The organism is Roseateles sp. P5_D6 (genome assembly GCF_054049415.1).
Map to the genome: position 1 here is coordinate 79,598 of NZ_JBFUMK010000019.1, position 16,379 is coordinate 95,976.

The window sequence follows — 16,379 nt, forward strand, 5'->3', positions numbered from 1 at the left end:
TCTAGACCGCCCAACCTAAAAAAGCACGATCGTTCGATTCGCAATCCAGCCTCTCTAGAATCGCGCGCAATTCAAAAGCTGACGGAGAACCTGCATGACGTCCGAAGAGATCCTCGCCCAGTTCGGCCCTCGCGAGTCCATGGAATACGACGTGGTCATCGTCGGTGGCGGCCCGGCCGGCCTGGCCACGGCCATCCGCCTGAAGCAGCTCAAGCCCGATGCCAACATCGTCGTGCTGGAGAAGGGCTCGGAGCCTGGCGCCCACATCCTGTCGGGCGCCGTGATGGACCCACGTGCGATGGAGGAGCTGTTCCCGAACTGGAAGGAACTCGGCGCGCCGCTGAACCAGGCCGTGTCCGGCGACGACGTGCTGTTTCTGTCCGAGACGGGCAGCCAGCGCACGCCCGACTGGCTCGTGCCTCGCAATTTCCACAACCACGGCTGCTACGTCATCAGCCTGTCCGACGTCGTCAAGTGGATGGCGCAGCAGGCGGAAGGCCTGGGCATCGAGATCTTCCCCGGCTTCGCCGCCGCCGAGGTGCTGTACGACGAACAGGGCCGTGTGAAGGGCGTGGCCACCGGCAATATGGGCCTGGGCAAGGACGGCGAGCCGACCGACCACTTCCAGCTCGGCATGGAACTGCTCGGCAAGTACACGGTGTTTGCCGAAGGCGCGCGCGGCCATCTGGGCAAGCAACTGCTTGAGAAGTTCAAGTTGACCGAAGGCAAGGACACGCAGACCTACGCCATCGGCGTGAAGGAGCTGTGGGAGGTTCCGGCGGACAAGGCCCAACCCGGCAAGGTCGTGCACACGGCCGGCTGGCCGATGGAGGGCGACACCTTCGGCGGCGGCTTCCTCTACCACCTGGAAAACAACAAGGTCACGCTGGGCTTCGTCATCGGCCTGGACTACGACAACCCCTTCATGAGCCCGTTTGAAGAGATGCAGCGCTGGAAGGCCCATCCGGCCATCCGCGCCCACATCGAAGGCGGCAAGCGCATCGGCTATGGCGCCCGCGCCATCAACAACGGCACGCCGCAGGCCCTGCCCAAGACGGTGTTCCCGGGCGGCTGCCTGATCGGCTGCGATGCCGGCTACCTGAATGCCGCGCGCATCAAGGGCAGCCACGCAGCCATCAAGAGCGGCATGCTGGCCGCCGAGGCGTTGGCACCCGCGCTGGACGCCGGCCGCGCCCAGGACGAGCTCGCCGCGTACCCCGAAGCCTTCGAGAAGAGCTGGCTGAACGAGGAACTGCAGCAGACGCGCAACTTCAAGCTCTGGTTCAAGAAGGGCAAGACGACCGGCCAGTTGATGACCGGCATCGAGCAGTGGTTGCTGCCCAAGCTCGGCATCAAGAACCCGCCCTGGACGCTGCACAACTACAAAGGCGACCACGAGTCCCTGCGCCCGGCGGCCGAGTGCAAGCCGATCGCCTATCCCAAGCCCGACGGCAAGCTGACCTTCGACCGCCTCTCCTCGGTGTTCATCTCCAACACCAACCACGAGGAAAACCAGCCCGCCCACCTGACGCTGAAGAACAACTCGGTGCCGGTGCAGGTCAACCTCGCCAAATACGCCGGCCCCGAAAGCCGCTACTGCCCGGCGGGCGTCTACGAGTTCGTGCCCAACGAGGGCGGCAGCGGCGAGCGGCTGCAGATCAACGCGCAGAACTGCGTGCACTGCAAGACCTGCGACATCAAGGACCCGACGCAGAACATCGTCTGGGTCACGCCCGAGGGCGGCGGCGGGCCGAACTACGCGGGCATGTAAGCCCTCTTGCAATGCAAGCACCCTGGCCGATAGACTGTTTTTTCATACAGCCATCAGCCAGGAGTCGGCGTGAGCAACGGAACCATCAGGGTCGGTATCGGCGGCTGGAACTTCGAGCCCTGGCGCGACAACTTCTATCCCAAGGGCTGGCCGCAGGCCCGTGAGCTGGAATATGCGAGCCAACGCCTCACGGCCATCGAGATCAACAGCACCTACTACGGCGCGCAGAAGCCCGCCACCTTCGCCAAGTGGCGCGATACGGCACCCGCCGGCTTCATGTTCTCGCTCAAGGCCATCCGCTTCGCGACCCAGCGCCGCGTGCTCGCAGATGGGGCCGACTCCATCAAGCGCTTCGTCGACAGCGGCATCGCCGAGCTCGGCGACAAGCTCGGGCCCATCGTCTGGCAGTTGGCGCCGACGCACCGCTTCGACGCTGGCGATCTGACGGCCTTCCTGGAACTGCTGCCTGCTCAAGTCGATGGCCTGAAGCTGCGCCATGTACTGGACGTGCGCCATGCCAGCTTCCAGTGCCCCGAATACCTCGCGCTGGCCCGCCAGTACAAGGCCGCGACGGTGTTCACCGAGTCCGACGACTACCCGCCGATTGCCGAGCCGACGGGCGACTTCGTCTACACGCGCATCATGCGCACGCACTCGGAAGAGGCGCTGGGCTGCAAGCCCGAGGTCTTCCCGCAACTGGCCGGGTCGGCGCGCATCTGGAGCGAGGGCGGCGAGCCCGAGGGCGTGCCGCGCATCGAACCCGCACCCACGGCGAGCACGGCGCCGCGCGATGTCTTCGTCTACTTCATCAGCGGTGCCAAGGAGCGGGCGCCGCATGCCGCGATGGCGCTGCGCCGGGCGCTGGGCGAAGAGGTCCCTGTCTAGGCCTCCAATCGCGTCATCCATTCAGCCGTAGCGCGTTCTTCGGCCCGCTCGGAGGCCGCGAGCGCCTCGCGAATGCGCTGGCGTTCCACCGCCGCGCGGTTCTGGCTCATCTTGAGCTTGAGTTCCCAGCGCGTCACGCGGATGCGAAAGCCGACGATGGCACCCAGCAGCTTGCGCTGGTAGTCCTCGTTGAGGCCACGCCACTGCTCGGCGTACTCGGGCTCGAAGCGGCCGATCAGCCGCTTCAGCAGCCCATCCTTGTCGACCTGGCCGTCGATCAACTCGATGTCGCCATAGGCATGCAGGGCCGYATAGTTCCAGGTCGGCACGTTCTGCACCGCGTCATAGTGGCTCGGGCTGATGTAGGCGCTCGGGCCGCTGAAGACGGCCAGCAGGCTCTTCTGCTGCGACAGCCAACCCCAGTGCGGATTGGCGCGTGCCATATGGCCTTCCAGCACAAGGCCGTCCTGCTGCGGCACGACGACCAGCGGCAGATGACTGCCGAAGCTCTCGCCCTGCGCATCCGGCCCGATCAGCAAGGCCAGCGGATGCTCCGCGATCAGGCGCAACGCATGGTCGAGGTCGGCAGACTTGAAATGGGCGGGCAGGTACACGGTGGCTCCAGCAAAACGAGGCTTCTATCATCGCCGCCATGCAAACCGAGGCCGCGCTGCGGACATTGAAACCCCTGAATACGGCGACTGACGAAGAGGTCGCCGCCGAGGTGCCCGTGGCGCTGACGGTCAACGACATCTCGCAGGCCGTCATGCTGGCCACGCCGGCCGATCTGGAGGACTTCGCCCTCGGCTTCGGCCTCGCGGAAGGTTGGTTCACGTCGCGGCGCGAACTGCTGGACGTCGAGATCGAGACCCGGCCCGAAGGCATCGAACTGGCCCTGACGGTGACCGCCGCCTGCGAGCAGCGCCTGAAGGTGCGCCGGCGCACCCTGGCAGGCCGCACCGGCTGCGGCCTGTGCGGCGTCGAAAGCCTGGCCCTGCTTGGCGCGCTGCAACCCGCCGCCGTCAGCGCGCCAACGCTGGCCCCGCAGGCGCTGGACCGGGCCCTGGCCGCCCTGCCCGCCGCGCAGGTGCTGAATGCGCGCTGCGGTGGTCTGCACGGTGCGGCGTGGTGCCTGCCCAGCGGTGAACTGCTGCTGGTGCGCGAGGATATCGGCCGCCATAACGCACTCGACAAGCTGACCGGCGCCCTCGCCCGTCGCGATACCGATCCGCGTGAAGGCTTCGTGCTGATGTCCAGCCGGGCCAGCTTCGAGCTCGTGCACAAGACGGCGATGGCCGGCGTCGGCTTGCTGGCCTGCATGTCCGCCCCCAGCAGTCTGGCCATTGCGACGGCGCGCGGCCTGGGGCTGGAGCTCTGGGCCTTCGTGCGCGAGGGCCGCGCGACGCGCTACGCCTGACGGCCGCTCAGCGCCATCGGCTCTGACGTTCGGGTTTCGCCTTCGCCTTCGCCGGCCAGGAAGCAGCGAATGACGATCTGATCGCGGCCGCAGCGCTTGGCTTCGTACAAGGCTTCGTCGGCCGCGGCGTACATGGCCTCCGGCGTCAGATTGGAGCTCGGCGCGGCCCACCAGGCCAGGCCGAAGCTGGCGGTCACAACGCGCTGAGGGCTGCCCTCGTGAGGCAGAGCCAGGGCGTGCAGGGCAGCGCTGAGCTGGCTGACGAAATGCTCGGCCATCTCGGCCGACGTGGCCGAGAAGATCACGCCGAACTCCTCGCCGCCCAGGCGGAACAGCGCATCGGTCGAGCGCTTGAGGGAGTCCTTGAGCGTCTGCGCCAGGGCCTTGAGGACGGCATCGCCGGCTTGGTGGCCGTAGCGGTCGTTGTAGGCCTTGAAATGATCCACGTCGAGCATGCACAAGGCCACGGCCTGGCCGCGCTGGGCGCCGGCCAGGGCAGCCAGGCAGACATCATTGAAATGACGCCGGTTGAAGGCGCCGGTCAGGGCGTCGACGATGGCCAGGTCGCGCAACTGGCGGTTCGCCGCCTCCAGGGCGCGGGCATCGTCATACAGCCGCTGCTCGTCAGCCTTGCGGCGGGAGATGTCCATGTGCGTGCCGGCCAATCGCAGCGGGCGCCCCTGGGCGTCACGCTCGAAGACGCTGCCGTTGCTCTGCACCCAGACCCAGTGGCCCTCGGCATGGCGCATGCGGAACTCGGCGGTGTAGCGCTCGTCCGCACCGCTGAAATGGCGCTTCATCGCCAGGTTGGACTCGATGAGGTCGCCGGGATGGCAGAGTCTTTCCCAGGTCGTGCTCGTCACAGGTTCGAGTTCGGCGCGGCTGCGACCCAGCATCCGGGCCCAACGCTCGTTGATGTCGAGCCGGCCGGTGTCGATATGCCAGTCCCAGGTGCCGGCCGCCGTGCCGTCCAGCACATTGGCCATGCGCTGGCGATCCTCGGCCAGGTCAGCCTCGGTCCGCTCCAGGCGGCGCCTGACGACGAGGCTGCGCGCCACCGCCAACGCGACGAGCAGGCTTGCCAGGCTGCCTGCGGCCAGGACCAGTAGCGGTGTTCTGTCACCTTCCCCAGCCAGCACGCCGGGCCGGGGCCTGAGCACCAGTTGCCAGGGGCGCCCGCCCACGTCGATGCTCAGCGCCGTGTCGCGCTCGTCGGACTGGAAGGGTTCACTGCCGGCCGATGAATAGATGAGCCGGTGCTTCTCCTCCTGGTCGAAGACGAAGACATCCAGGCCATTGGCGTCGGCCCGCAGCGCCGCCTCGGCCATCAGCGTCGGCAGCTCGATGACGCCGGCCAGGAAACCCGTCAGCTCGCGGCGACGCGCCTCGACGCCCGTCGGCTGCGAGATCCGGTAGACCGGCGCGGACACCGCGAAGCCGCTGATGGCGGCCGCCTGCTGGCCAAGCCGGATCAACGGAAATGTCTCGGACGCGATGGGCACGCCGGCATCGCGGGCGAGCAGCTTGGAGCGCATGCGGCGCGGGTCGAAGGCCATGTCCACACCGACGGCGGAGCCGTTCTCGGGCCAGGAATAGCGCACCGGCACATGCATGTCGCGCTCGCGCGCGGCGATGAGCCCATCGCCCTGGTATTGCGGCGCCGGCTCGACGACGCGATAGCCCGGTTGCTCCAGATTCGCCTGCCTCTCGAACTCAGCCAGCTGCGCATGCGGCACGACGGGCTGCCACTCCAGCAGGGTCAGGGCCGAGGAATCGGTGACCAAGCCGGCGCCATAGCGTGCGAATTGAGCGCGCGTCAGCCCTGGTTGGGCCGACAACATCCGGCTGGCCGCCTGCAGCGTCTCCACCACCCTCACCAATTGCAGATCAAAGGCGCCGACGACGCTCTGCCCCATCGCGTTCAACAGCTCGCGCTGCTGGCCCGCAGCCTTCAGCGCCAGCGAGCGGTAGGCGCCCACGCTACCTGCCAGGCCCATCACCAAGATGAGCACGACCAGCGCCGCGTCCACGATCCAGGGCCAGAGTCGACGGCGCGAGGGACTGCCCAGGCTCATGGCCGGGCCTCCAGCGTCGTCACGAGGCGCTCGTAGAACTGCCCCTGCTGGCGCAAGTACTGCGTCGGGTCCTTGACTGCGTGGATGCGGGCCGACGCGCTCAGCGCTTCGGTGCCGGCCTGCCACTCGGGCTCAGCAGCGACCTTGTCGAGCAGTGCGCGCCAGCGCAGAACGGCCTCGGCCGGCATGCCCGCCGGCCCGAGCAGCGCCGACCAGCCCTGCAACTGCTGCATATCGCGCAGGCCGAGCTCGGCGGCGTTCTGCAGTTGCGGCAGCGACCTCAGCCGCCCGTGGGCCGTCGTCATCAATCCACGCAGGGCGCCCGACTGCACGGCCGGCATGATGCTGCGCGCGGTGTTGCAGCTGAAATCCACCTCGCCGTTGAGCAGGGCCTGGGTGGCCAGTGAGTCCTGGCCGAAATGCACCGGCTTGGCCGCGTCGCCCGGCAGGCCGTTCAATGCCAACAGATAGCGCACGGCCAGGTTTTGCAGGGTGCCGGCACCGCTCGTGCTGTAGCGCAACTGCGCTGGCGTCGCGGCGATGGCTGCCAGCAACTCGCGCATGGACACAATGGGCGTGCCGCTGCGAACGGCGCAGATGAGCGGCGCCTGGTCGAGCACGGCCAACACCGTGAAGTCACTCAATGGCGCGGCCGTGCGTGGCGACAGCGCCGGCAGGATGGCAACGCTGCCCACCCGAGCCAGCAACAGCGTCAGGCCATCGGGCGCGGCTTGCCTGACAGCCCGCCCCGCTGCGGCGCCCGATTCAGCCGTCAGATGGACGATCTCGAAGCCCACGCCGCCAACGCGTGTCGCGCTCTGGACGAAATTGCGCGCCGAGCCGTCGGCCTCACCGCCAGCCATGAAGGGCACGAAAAGCCGGACGGTGGTCGGCGACACCGGCAGAGCATGAGTGATGGGCTGCACGGCGCGCGCGGCCGCAGCGGCCAGCAGCGCCCCGGCAAGCACCAGCAGGGTAGCGAAGCCCTGCCTCACCCGATTTATTGTCTTGACCGCCACGTGGCGATCATAAATAACCGAATCAACGGGAGATTTGGCAAATTTGGACTTGAAACGATCAATTCGTGACGAATCGCCCAAAAGCGCCTGTTGAACGCCGAAAAGACAAAGCCCGTCACGAGGACGGGCTTTGATGTGTTTGGAGGAGACGGAGGGATTCGAACCCTCGATTCGCGTTTTAGCGCAAATACTCCCTTAGCAGGGGAGCACCTTCGGCCACTCGGTCACGTCTCCAGCACAGCCCCGCATTCTATACCAGTGCGGAGCAATCTCAGACAGAAATCAGGCCGCGGTAGCGGCTTCCTGATCGAGGTCGAAGGCCTTGTGCAATGCGCGCACGGCSAGCTCCATGTACTTCTCGTCGATGACGACGCTGGTCTTGATCTCGCTGGTCGAGATCATCTGGATGTTGATGCCCTCTTCRCTCAGCGCRCGGAACATCTTGCTGGCSACGCCGACRTGCGAGCGCATGCCGATRCCRACGATGGAGACCTTGCAGATCTTGGGGTCGCCCACGACCTTGCTGGCGTTGGTGGCCGGGCCGACCGTGTTCTGCAGCAGCTCCATCGTGCGCGCGTAGTCGTTGCGGTGCACGGTGAAGGAGAAGTCGGTCTTGCCGTCGTGGGAGACGTTCTGGATGATGACGTCGATGTCGATGTTGGCCTCGGCCACGGGTCCCAGGATCTGGAAGGCGATGCCGGGCTTGTCGGGCACGCCGAGCAGCGTCACCTTGGCCTCGTCACGGTTGAAGGCAATGCCCGAAACGACGGCTTGTTCCATGTTGTCATCCTCTTGTTCGAAAGTGATCAGCGTGCCGGAGGCCGCCTCTTCAGTGATGTCGATGTCCCAGGGYGTGAAGCTSGASAGCACGCGCAGCGGCACGCGGTACTTGCCSGCGAAYTCSACSGAGCGGATCTGCAGGATCTTGGAGCCGAGCGAGGCCATCTCCAGCATTTCCTCGAACGTGATGGTGCTCAGGCGCCGCGCCTCGGGCACCACGCGCGGGTCGGTCGTGTAGACGCCGTCCACGTCGGTGTAGATCAGACATTCGGCAGCCTTCATCGCCGCAGCAATCGCCACGGCCGAGGTGTCGGAACCACCGCGGCCCAGCGTCGTGATGTGGCCTTCCGGGTCGATGCCCTGGAAGCCGGTGATGACAACCACCTTCCCAGCGGCCAGATCAGCACGCACGCGGACATCGTCGATGCTCTCGATGCGGGCCTTGGTGAAGGACGAGTCGGTGGCCACCGGCACCTGCCAGCCGGCATAGCTGACCGCTTCCAGCCCTTCGGCCTGCAGCGCAATGGCCAGCAGGCCGACGGAGACCTGCTCGCCGGTGGCGGCGATGGCGTCCATCTCGCGCATCACGGCCGGCGTCATGCTGGCCGGTGACAGTTCCTTGGCCAGACCGAGCAGGCGGTTGGTTTCACCGCTCATCGCCGAGGGCACGACCACCATCTGGTGGCCGGCGCGCACCCATTTGGCGACGCGTTTGGCCACGTTGCGGATGCGATCGGTGGACCCCATCGAGGTGCCGCCGTACTTGTGGACGATCAGAGCCATGTGTTTGAGCGAAGGCTGGAAGAGTGAGCTGCCGGGACGGATGCTCGCAAACCCCCGATTTTATGCGGCAGTCCCGCCCTCGCCTTCGCTCTGCGGCAAGGCTGCGTCCTCCAGCCAGCGCAAGGACAGCTTCGGCTCATCTTGATCGGCGAAGGCACGGGCGTCCATGCCAAGCCCGGCGACGGCAATGAGGCGCTGCTGCGCGTCAAAAAGCAGAGGCCCGCCGCGCCGCCACGGCGGCAGGCCGGCTTCCTGGCAGGCCTTTCTGAGGGCACGCTGCACGGAGGCCGGGGCCCGTTGGAATTGCTCACCGCCGGCGCGAGCGCGCTGGGTCAGTTGGGCGAGTCGCCCCACCGCGATGCCGGGCGAGGCCGGCTCGACGAGCCATGCGCCCTGCCAGGCCGGCTGAGGATGCAGGCCGGGGCGACTCAGGTTCAGCATCGACGCAGGCGGCGGGGCGGCCGATTCGGCGGCCCAGTAAAGGCCGTCGCGATAGGCGTGCACGGCACCACCGGGCGCGGGCCAGGACAGCGTGGCGCCCGAATGCCATTCAGACCGCAGGCGCTCGACCAGGCTGGCCGGCACGCTCGCGTACCGCGACAGCCAGGCGCGTAGCGCGTTGCTTGCGCGGGCGGGCGACAGGCGGAACACGGCGGCCAGATCCAGCCGCTCGGCGGTCGCGAGCTCCGCAAGGTCGGATGCCGCGACTTCCGCAGCCAGTTCCTCAGCCTGCTGCGCCCAGCGCGCCGACTGGGCCAGGCCCGCCTCGGCCGCCGCAAAGGCCGGCCACAGCGTCTGGCGCAGTCGGTTGCGGGCATGGCGCGCATCGGCATTGCTCGGATCTTCTATCCAGCTGAGCCCATGCTGCTCGGCGTAAGCGCGGATGAGGTCGCGCGGCTGATCAAGCCAGGGCCGTGCCCAGCAGACGCCGTCGCGCCATTGCGCCCTGGGCATGCCAGCAAGGCCCGCCGTGCCGGCGCCGCGCAAAGCCTGCAGCACGAAGGTCTCGGCCTGGTCCTGTCGGTGATGGGCCAGCAGCAGCAGGTCGGCCCCCGCCGCAACAGCCATGTCGTGCAGGGCGCGATGCCGGCCCGCATGAGCCCAGGCCTCCACGCTGTCGCCGCGCGCCGGCGATCCGCTCAGCCACGTGCAGACATAGGCCGCTCCGAACTCATGCGCCACGCGCTCGCAATGCGCGACCCAGTCGTCGGCCTGCGGCTGCAGGCCGTGGTGGACATGAAGGGCAACGACCCTGCTGCCTTGCGCCGCGCGAGCGGTCGCATGCAACAGGGCCGTGGAATCCAGGCCGCCGCTGAAGGCGACGGCGACCGCATCACCTGTTCTTGGTGTCGCCGAATCGGCCATAGGCCTGCAGGCGCTCGTAGCGGCGGTCCACCAGTTCACGAGTCTTGAGGTCGCTGACCTGGCGCAGTGCGTCGCTCAGCGCGCGCTTCAGGTTGGACGCCATCTGCTTGGCGTCGCGGTGCGCGCCACCCACCGGCTCGCTGACGATCTTGTCGATCAGGCCGAGCGCTTTCAGGCGGTGAGCCGTGATGCCCAGGGCCTCGGCCGCCTCGGAGGCGCGTTCGCTGCTCTTCCACAGGATGGACGCACAGCCCTCCGGCGAGATGACGGAATAGGCCGCGAACTGCAGCATCAGCACCTGGTCGGCCACGCCGATGGCCAGCGCGCCACCCGAGCCGCCCTCGCCGATGACGGTGGCGATGATGGGCACTTCGAGCTGCGCCATTTCGAGGATGTTGCGGCCGATGGCCTCGCTCTGGCTGCGCTCCTCGGCACCGATGCCAGGATAGGCGCCCATGGTGTCGATGAAGGTGAAGACCGGCAGGCCGAACTTCTCGGCCAGCTTCAGCAGGCGCAGCGCCTTGCGGTAGCCCTCGGGGCGCGGCATGCCGAAGTTGCGCAGCGTGCGCTCCTTGGCGTCGCTGCCGCGCTGGTGGCCGATGACCATGCAGGCCTGGCCGTTGAAGCGCGCGATGCCGCCCACGATGGCTGCGTCGTCGGCGAAGTGACGGTCACCGTGCAGTTCCTGGAACTCGGTGAAGACTTCCGAGCAGTAGTCCAGCGTCTGCGGGCGCTGCGGGTGGCGGGCGATCTGGTAGACCTGCCAGGGCAGGACGTTGGCGTAGACCTCCTTGGTCAGCTGCTGGCTTTTCTTGGAGAGGCGATCGATCTCCTCGGAGATGTCGACCGCAGACTCGCTCTGCACATAGCGCAGTTCTTCGATCTTGGTCTCGAGCTCGGCGATGGGCTGCTCGAATTCCAGAAAATGTTTTTTGCTCAATGGATCCCCTCGTCCGGTGAGTACGCCGGCTGATCCCTTGACGGGTGTCTGTCGGCTTTGGAGCGTCCCGGCGTGCGGCCCGCTCTGGGTGGTTGAACAATGACCTCAATAGTCCACAGGCAGCGGGTCGAGGCTGCGCCAAATGTACCAAACCGCTACCGAACGGTAGGGTGCCCAGGCGTCGCCGACTTCGCGCGCCTCGGCGCGGGAGACAGGTTCGCCCGAAAAGTAATTCTGGCTGATGCCCTTCAACAAGCCGATGTCATCCAGGGGCATCACATTGGGGCGCATCAAGTGAAAAATCAAGAACATCTCGGCCGTCCACCGGCCGATGCCGCGAATGGCAACGAGCTCTTCGATGATGGCTTCGTCGTCCATCTGCGCCCATTGGCGCACATGAACCTGGCCAGTGTCGAAATGTTCCGCCAGGTCGCGCAGGTATTCGACCTTGCGGGCGGACAGGCCGGCAGCGCGCTGCTCATCCACACCCAGGCCCAGCACGGCGGTCGGCTGGAATTTGGTCATCAGCGCGATCCAGCGGTTCCAGACCGATTGGGCGGCCTTGACCGAGATCTGCTGGCCGACGATGGAGCGGGCCAGCGTCGCGAAGGCGTCGCCGCGGCTCTGCAACCGCGCCTCGCCGAACTGCGGGATGAGCTTCTTCATGACCCGGTCGCGCTTGACCAGGTGCTTGCAGGCCTCGTCCCAATAGGCCGGGATCACTTCGGGCGGCATCAGCTCTTCACCCAGGTCGTGCCGTCGGCACCGTCCTTCAGCATGATGCCCTTGGCCGTCAACTCGGCGCGGATCGCGTCGGCACCCGCAAAGTCCTTGGCGGCCTTGGCGGCAGCGCGGGCCGCGATGCGCGCCTCGATCCAGGCCGCGTCGTCAATGCCCGAGCCGCCCTGCAGATAGGCGCGCGGCTCCTGCTGCAGGACGCCGAGCACGCCGGCCAGCGCCTTCAGCAAGCCGGCACGCTGGGGTGAGCGATCACGGTTGACTTCGTTGACGAGGTCAAACAGCACGGCGATGGCACCGGGCGTGCCGAAGTCCTCGTCCATCGCCGTCTTGAAGGCAGCGGCGCTGGGCTCGCTCCAGTCGACGGCGACTTCGGACGGCGGCACGGCGTCCAACGCCGTGTACAGGCGCGTCAGCGCGGCTCGGGCGTCTTCGAGGTGGGCATCGCTGAAGTTGAACGGCCGGCGATAGTGGGTGCGCAGCATGAAGAAGCGCAGCGTCTCGCCGTCGAACTTCTGCAGCACGTCGCGGATGGTGAAGAAGTTGCCCAGGCTCTTGGACATCTTTTCGCCATCGACGTTCAGGAAGCCGTTGTGCAGCCAGTAGCGCGCGAAGGGGTAGCCCGCACCCTCGCTCTGGGCGATCTCGTTCTCGTGGTGAGGGAACTGCAGATCGGTGCCACCACCGTGGATGTCAAAGCTTTCGCCGAGCAGCGCGCAGCTCATTGCCGAGCACTCGATGTGCCAACCCGGGCGGCCCTCGCCGAAGGGAGCTGCCCACTTGGCGTCCGCCGGCTCCTCGGCCTTGGCGGCCTTCCAGAGCACAAAGTCCAGCGGGTCCAGCTTGCCGTCGTCCACGGCCACGCGCTCGCCGGCGCGCAGGTCATCGATGCTCTTGCCGCTGAGCTTGCCGTAGCCTTCGAACTTGCGCACCGCGTAGTTCACGTCGCCAGTATCAGAACGGTAGGCCAGGCCACGCTCTTCCAGGCGCTCGATCAGCGACAGCATCTGCGGCACGTACTCGGTCGCGCGCGGTTCGTGGTCCGGGCGCAGTAGGCCGACAGCGGCAAAGTCCTCGTGCATCGCCGCACTCATCTCTTCGGTGAGCTGGCGGATGGTGATGCCGCGCTCGACGGCACGCTTGATGATCTTGTCGTCGATGTCGGTGATGTTGCGCACATAGGTGACGCCGTAACCACTGGCACGCAGCCAGCGGTAGATGACGTCGAACGCCATGTTCATGCGCAGATGCCCCATGTGGCAGAGGTCGTAGACCGTGATGCCGCAAACGTACATGCGCACTTGGCCAGGCACGAGCGGTTGGAAGTCTTCGAGATCTCGGCTGAGGGAGTTGTGAACGCGCAGGGACATGAAAAACGAGGGCAGCAGCCACCAACAAGAAGCCCCGCACCGGGTCCGCCCAGGCGGGGCTCATAGAATGAATTCAGTATAGCGGCCGACCCTGACGCCGCCCCCCGCTACAACCCTCATGCGCCTGCCCTTCCCCACCCTCGCGTTGCCCTGCCTGCTGATCCTGGCGCTGGCAACCACGCCGGTTCGCGCCGACGACCTTGCCAGCGCCCAGCGGCTTTGGCTGGCCGGCCAGAAGAGCCAGGCCGTCGAGCAGGTCGAGCAGGCCCTGACCCGTCAACCTGATGATCTGCAACTGCGCTTCGCCCTGGGTGTCATGCGCATGGAACTGGGCGAGCCTGCCAATGCGACGGCCATCTTCACCCGCCTCACGCAGGACTTCCCCGACCTGGCCGACCCCTACAACAATCTCGCCGTACTGCACGCGGCCGCCGGCGAACTCGACGAAGCCAAGGCCGCGCTGGAGCAGGCCCTGCGCCTGCATCCCGACCATGCCCAGGCCCAGGAAAATCTGGGCGATGTGTTGATACGCCTGGCTCTGCGCGCCTACCAGCGTGCCCAGAAGTCGGCCCTGATGCCCAGCGACACGCTGGCCGGCAAGATCAACCGCACGCTGGCCCTGACCCGCGAATTGCGCACCCGCTAACCACTCGCCTCCCATGACCAAAATCCTTCCTCTCCTTCTCGCCGGCCTGCTGGCCACGCTGGGCGCCGAGGCCCAAACCGTCAAGCTGCAGACCACCGAAGGCGACATCCGCATCGAACTGAACGCCCAGAAGGCGCCCAAGTCGGTCGCCAACTTCCTGCAATATGTGAAGGCCGGCCACTACAACGGCACGGTCTTCCACCGCGTCATGGCAACCTTCATGATCCAGGGCGGCGGTTACGACGCCAAGCTGAACCAGAAGCCGACCAAGCCGCCCATCCCGCTGGAGTCACACAACGGCCTGCCCAATGTGCGCGGCAGCATCGCCATGGCGCGCACCAACGACCCGAACTCGGCGACCTCGCAGTTCTTCGTCAACGTGGTGGACAACCCCATGCTCGACGGCGAGCCGGACAATCCGGCGTCGGGCTATGCCGTCTTCGGCCAGGTCATCGAGGGCATGGACGTCGTCGACAAGATCCGCGCCGTCGAGGTCACGCCGCACGGCATGCACCAGCATTTCCCGGTCAAGCCCATCTTCATCACCAAGGCTCTCGTTGAGCCCGTCAAAAAATGAGCCAAGTCAAACTCACCACCAACCACGGCGACATCCTCATTGAGCTGGATGCCGAGAAGGCGCCGCTGTCGGTCGCCAACTTCCTGAACTACGTCCGCAAGGGCCACTACGACGGCACGGTGTTCCACCGCGTCATCAAGGGCTTCATGGTCCAGGGCGGCGGCTTTGAGGTCGGCATGAATCAAAAGCCCACCGAGGCGGCCATCCAGAACGAGGCCAACAACGGCCTGAAGAACGCGCACTACACCCTGGCCATGGCGCGTACCAACGCGCCCCACTCGGCCACGGCGCAGTTCTTCATCAACACGACGAACAACGGCTTCCTGGACTTCAAGTCCGAGAGCCCGTCGGGCTGGGGCTATGCCGTCTTCGGCAAGGTCATCGAGGGCAAGGACGTCGTCGACAAGATCGAGAAGTCCAAGACCGCCACGCGTGGCGGCCATGGTGACGTGCCGGTCGAAGACGTCATCATCGAGAAAGCCGTCGAGGTTTGATCCACACGCTGACGGCCCCGGCGCAGTGGCGGCAGATCGATCTGCTGTCGGACCTGCACCTCGGGCCGGACACGCCGGGCACGCTGGCCCGGCTTGAGCAGCACCTTGCGCAGACGCCCGCGCAAGCGGTGCTGCTGCTCGGCGACATTTTCGAGGTCTGGGTCGGCGACGACGCGCGGAACGAGCCCTTCGAGGCCGGCGTCGTACGCCTACTGCACGATGCGTCGCGGCGCCTGGACCTCTTCTTCATGCACGGCAACCGCGACTTCCTTGTCGGCGCGGAGTTGCTGGCGGACGCCGGCATGACCGCCCTGCCCGATCCCACGGTGCTCGATGCCTTTGGCCAGCGCTGGCTGCTGGTGCATGGCGATGCGCAATGCCTTGCCGACACCGCCTACCAGGCCTTCCGCCGCCAGGTGCGCTCGCCCGAATGGCAGGCCCAGGTGCTGGCGCAGCCGCTCGAAGCTCGCCAGGCGCTGGGGCGCCAGATGCGTGAAGGCAGCCGCGCGGCGCAAGCCGCGCAACTGATGGCCACCGACCTTGACGCCGAGGCTTGCCGCGCGCTGCTGAACGAAGCCGGCGCGACGACGATGATCCACGGCCACACACACCGCCCTGCCGAGCACGATCTGGGCGACGGGCTCAGGCGCGTCGTGCTGTCGGACTGGGACCTCGATGGCACCCCACCGCGCGGCGACGTCATCCGCCTGTCCGCAGCCGGCCTGCAACGCCTTTCCCTGTGATCCTGAAAGCTTTGCGCAACTGGCGTGAGCAACGCGCCGTCGAACGCCATCCGATTCCAGATGCGCTATGGCAGCTGACCCTGCTGCGCTACCCCTTCCTGGCCCAACGCAGCGAGGACGACCTCGCTGAACTGCGGCGGCTGTCCAGCCTGTTCCTGTCGACCAAGGAATTCCACGGCGTCGGCGGCTTCGAGGTGACCGACGAAGTCGCCGTCGCCGTCGCAGCCCAGGCCTGCCTGCCCGTGCTACGGCTGGGCCTGTCCTGGTATGACGGTTTCGTCGGCATCGTCATGCACGAGGGCGAAGTCGTGGCGCAGCGGCGCTTCGAGGACGAGGACGGTGTCGTCCACGAGTACGACGAGGAGCTGGCCGGCGAAGCCATGGAAGGCGGCCCGCTGATGCTGACCTGGAATGCCATCGCCGTCAGCGACGACCCGGCCGAGTTCGGCGCGGACGCGGTCTTCAACGTCGTCATCCACGAGTTCGCCCACGTCATCGACATGGGAGATGGGCTGGCTGACGGCGTGCCGCCGCTGGACGCCGACGAACGCGAGCGCTGGACCACGGTCATCGACGCCGAATGGGAGAAGTTCTGCGCCCGCATCGACGCCGGCGAGGAGACGCTGATCGACCCCTACGGCGGCGAGGCCGTCGAGGAATTCTTCGCCGTCGCCGTGGAGGCCTTCTTCGTCGCCCCGGCCGCCATGCGCGCCGAGGAACCGGCGATGTACGAGTTGCTGGCCGGCTTTTTCAAACAGGACCCGGCTGATTGAACG

The 16,379-nt window shown here is 66.8% G+C and carries 16 protein-coding genes and 1 tRNA gene; 8 read left to right on the top strand and 9 right to left on the bottom strand.

The features are described from left to right. Positions 1-94 precede the first annotated feature (94 nt). Positions 95-1,771 (top strand): 4Fe-4S dicluster domain-containing protein, encoded by a 1,677-nt coding sequence (locus ACXJKM_RS22515; RefSeq protein WP_457355273.1) that lies wholly within the window; start codon positions 95-97, stop codon positions 1,769-1,771. 69 nt (positions 1,772-1,840) lie between these two features. Next, on the top strand, positions 1,841-2,656 hold the full coding sequence (locus ACXJKM_RS22520) for a DUF72 domain-containing protein (RefSeq protein WP_457355275.1): 816 nt from the start codon (positions 1,841-1,843) through the stop codon (positions 2,654-2,656). On the opposite strand, the gene ACXJKM_RS22525 is transcribed toward ACXJKM_RS22520, so the two are convergent. Then, a complete protein-coding gene (locus ACXJKM_RS22525) occupies positions 2,653-3,270 on the bottom strand; it encodes an FMN-binding negative transcriptional regulator (RefSeq protein WP_457355277.1) in 618 nt (205 codons plus the stop codon). The genes ACXJKM_RS22520 and ACXJKM_RS22525 overlap by 4 nt on opposite strands. Before the next feature lie 38 nt (positions 3,271-3,308). On the opposite strand from ACXJKM_RS22525, the gene fdhD reads away from it, so the two are divergent. Further along, positions 3,309-4,073 (top strand): formate dehydrogenase accessory sulfurtransferase FdhD, encoded by a 765-nt coding sequence (fdhD, locus tag ACXJKM_RS22530; RefSeq protein ID WP_457324876.1) that lies wholly within the window; start codon positions 3,309-3,311, stop codon positions 4,071-4,073. Here the strand turns inward: fdhD and ACXJKM_RS22535 are convergent. The 8 genes from ACXJKM_RS22535 to cysS all read right to left on the bottom strand — a co-directional run bounded on the left by ACXJKM_RS22535 (position 4,064) and on the right by cysS (position 13,143). Continuing rightward, positions 4,064-6,148, bottom strand: coding sequence for a diguanylate cyclase domain-containing protein (locus tag ACXJKM_RS22535; RefSeq protein ID WP_457355279.1), 2,085 nt, complete (start codon positions 6,146-6,148; stop codon positions 4,064-4,066). The two genes, fdhD and ACXJKM_RS22535, sit on opposite strands and share 10 nt — an antisense overlap. Beyond that, on the bottom strand, positions 6,145-7,167 hold the full coding sequence (locus ACXJKM_RS22540) for a tripartite tricarboxylate transporter substrate binding protein (RefSeq protein WP_457355281.1): 1,023 nt from the start codon (positions 7,165-7,167) through the stop codon (positions 6,145-6,147). The genes ACXJKM_RS22535 and ACXJKM_RS22540 overlap by 4 nt, the downstream gene beginning before the upstream one ends. 140 nt (positions 7,168-7,307) lie before the next feature. Beyond that, positions 7,308-7,401: transfer RNA gene (locus ACXJKM_RS22545), tRNA-Ser, on the bottom strand. Between the two features lie 48 nt (positions 7,402-7,449). Next, complete coding sequence (locus ACXJKM_RS22550; RefSeq protein WP_056197736.1) at positions 7,450-8,730, bottom strand: aspartate kinase; 1,281 nt, start codon at positions 8,728-8,730, stop codon at positions 7,450-7,452. 60 nt (positions 8,731-8,790) lie between these two features. After that, positions 8,791-10,095 carry a tRNA lysidine(34) synthetase TilS gene (tilS, locus tag ACXJKM_RS22555; protein WP_056197737.1) on the bottom strand — a complete coding sequence of 435 codons (1,305 nt, stop codon included), beginning with the start codon at positions 10,093-10,095 and terminating at the stop codon, positions 8,791-8,793. Further along, positions 10,064-11,035: an acetyl-CoA carboxylase carboxyltransferase subunit alpha gene (locus ACXJKM_RS22560; protein WP_056197740.1), complete on the bottom strand. Its 972-nt coding sequence runs from the start codon at positions 11,033-11,035 to the stop codon at positions 10,064-10,066. The genes tilS and ACXJKM_RS22560 overlap by 32 nt, the downstream gene beginning before the upstream one ends. 105 nt (positions 11,036-11,140) lie before the next feature. Further along, entirely contained in the window at positions 11,141-11,770 is a 630-nt protein-coding gene (locus ACXJKM_RS22565; RefSeq protein ID WP_056197741.1) for a DNA-3-methyladenine glycosylase family protein, read from the bottom strand. Then, a complete protein-coding gene (gene cysS / locus ACXJKM_RS22570; RefSeq protein ID WP_457325755.1) occupies positions 11,770-13,143 on the bottom strand; it encodes a cysteine--tRNA ligase in 1,374 nt (457 codons plus the stop codon). Before cysS ends, ACXJKM_RS22565 begins: the two co-directional genes overlap by 1 nt. A 118-nt stretch (positions 13,144-13,261) precedes the next feature. Between cysS and ACXJKM_RS22575 the strand changes: the two genes are divergently transcribed. From ACXJKM_RS22575 to ACXJKM_RS22595, 5 genes are read left to right on the top strand one after another with little or no spacing between them, the layout of a single operon-like run. Continuing rightward, positions 13,262-13,789: a tetratricopeptide repeat protein gene (locus ACXJKM_RS22575; RefSeq protein WP_457355284.1), complete on the top strand. Its 528-nt coding sequence runs from the start codon at positions 13,262-13,264 to the stop codon at positions 13,787-13,789. A gap of 13 nt (positions 13,790-13,802) precedes the next feature. Beyond that, positions 13,803-14,366 carry a peptidylprolyl isomerase gene (locus ACXJKM_RS22580; protein ID WP_056197747.1) on the top strand — a complete coding sequence of 188 codons (564 nt, stop codon included), beginning with the start codon at positions 13,803-13,805 and terminating at the stop codon, positions 14,364-14,366. Next, on the top strand, positions 14,363-14,860 hold the full coding sequence (locus tag ACXJKM_RS22585) for a peptidylprolyl isomerase (protein ID WP_056197749.1): 498 nt from the start codon (positions 14,363-14,365) through the stop codon (positions 14,858-14,860). Before ACXJKM_RS22580 ends, ACXJKM_RS22585 begins: the two co-directional genes overlap by 4 nt. Then, positions 14,857-15,603, top strand: a complete 747-nt coding sequence (locus ACXJKM_RS22590; RefSeq protein ID WP_457355286.1) for a UDP-2,3-diacylglucosamine diphosphatase — start codon at positions 14,857-14,859, stop codon at positions 15,601-15,603. Before ACXJKM_RS22585 ends, ACXJKM_RS22590 begins: the two co-directional genes overlap by 4 nt. After that, positions 15,603-16,376 carry a M90 family metallopeptidase gene (locus tag ACXJKM_RS22595; RefSeq protein ID WP_457355325.1) on the top strand — a complete coding sequence of 258 codons (774 nt, stop codon included), beginning with the start codon at positions 15,603-15,605 and terminating at the stop codon, positions 16,374-16,376. Before ACXJKM_RS22590 ends, ACXJKM_RS22595 begins: the two co-directional genes overlap by 1 nt. Positions 16,377-16,379 lie beyond the last annotated feature (3 nt).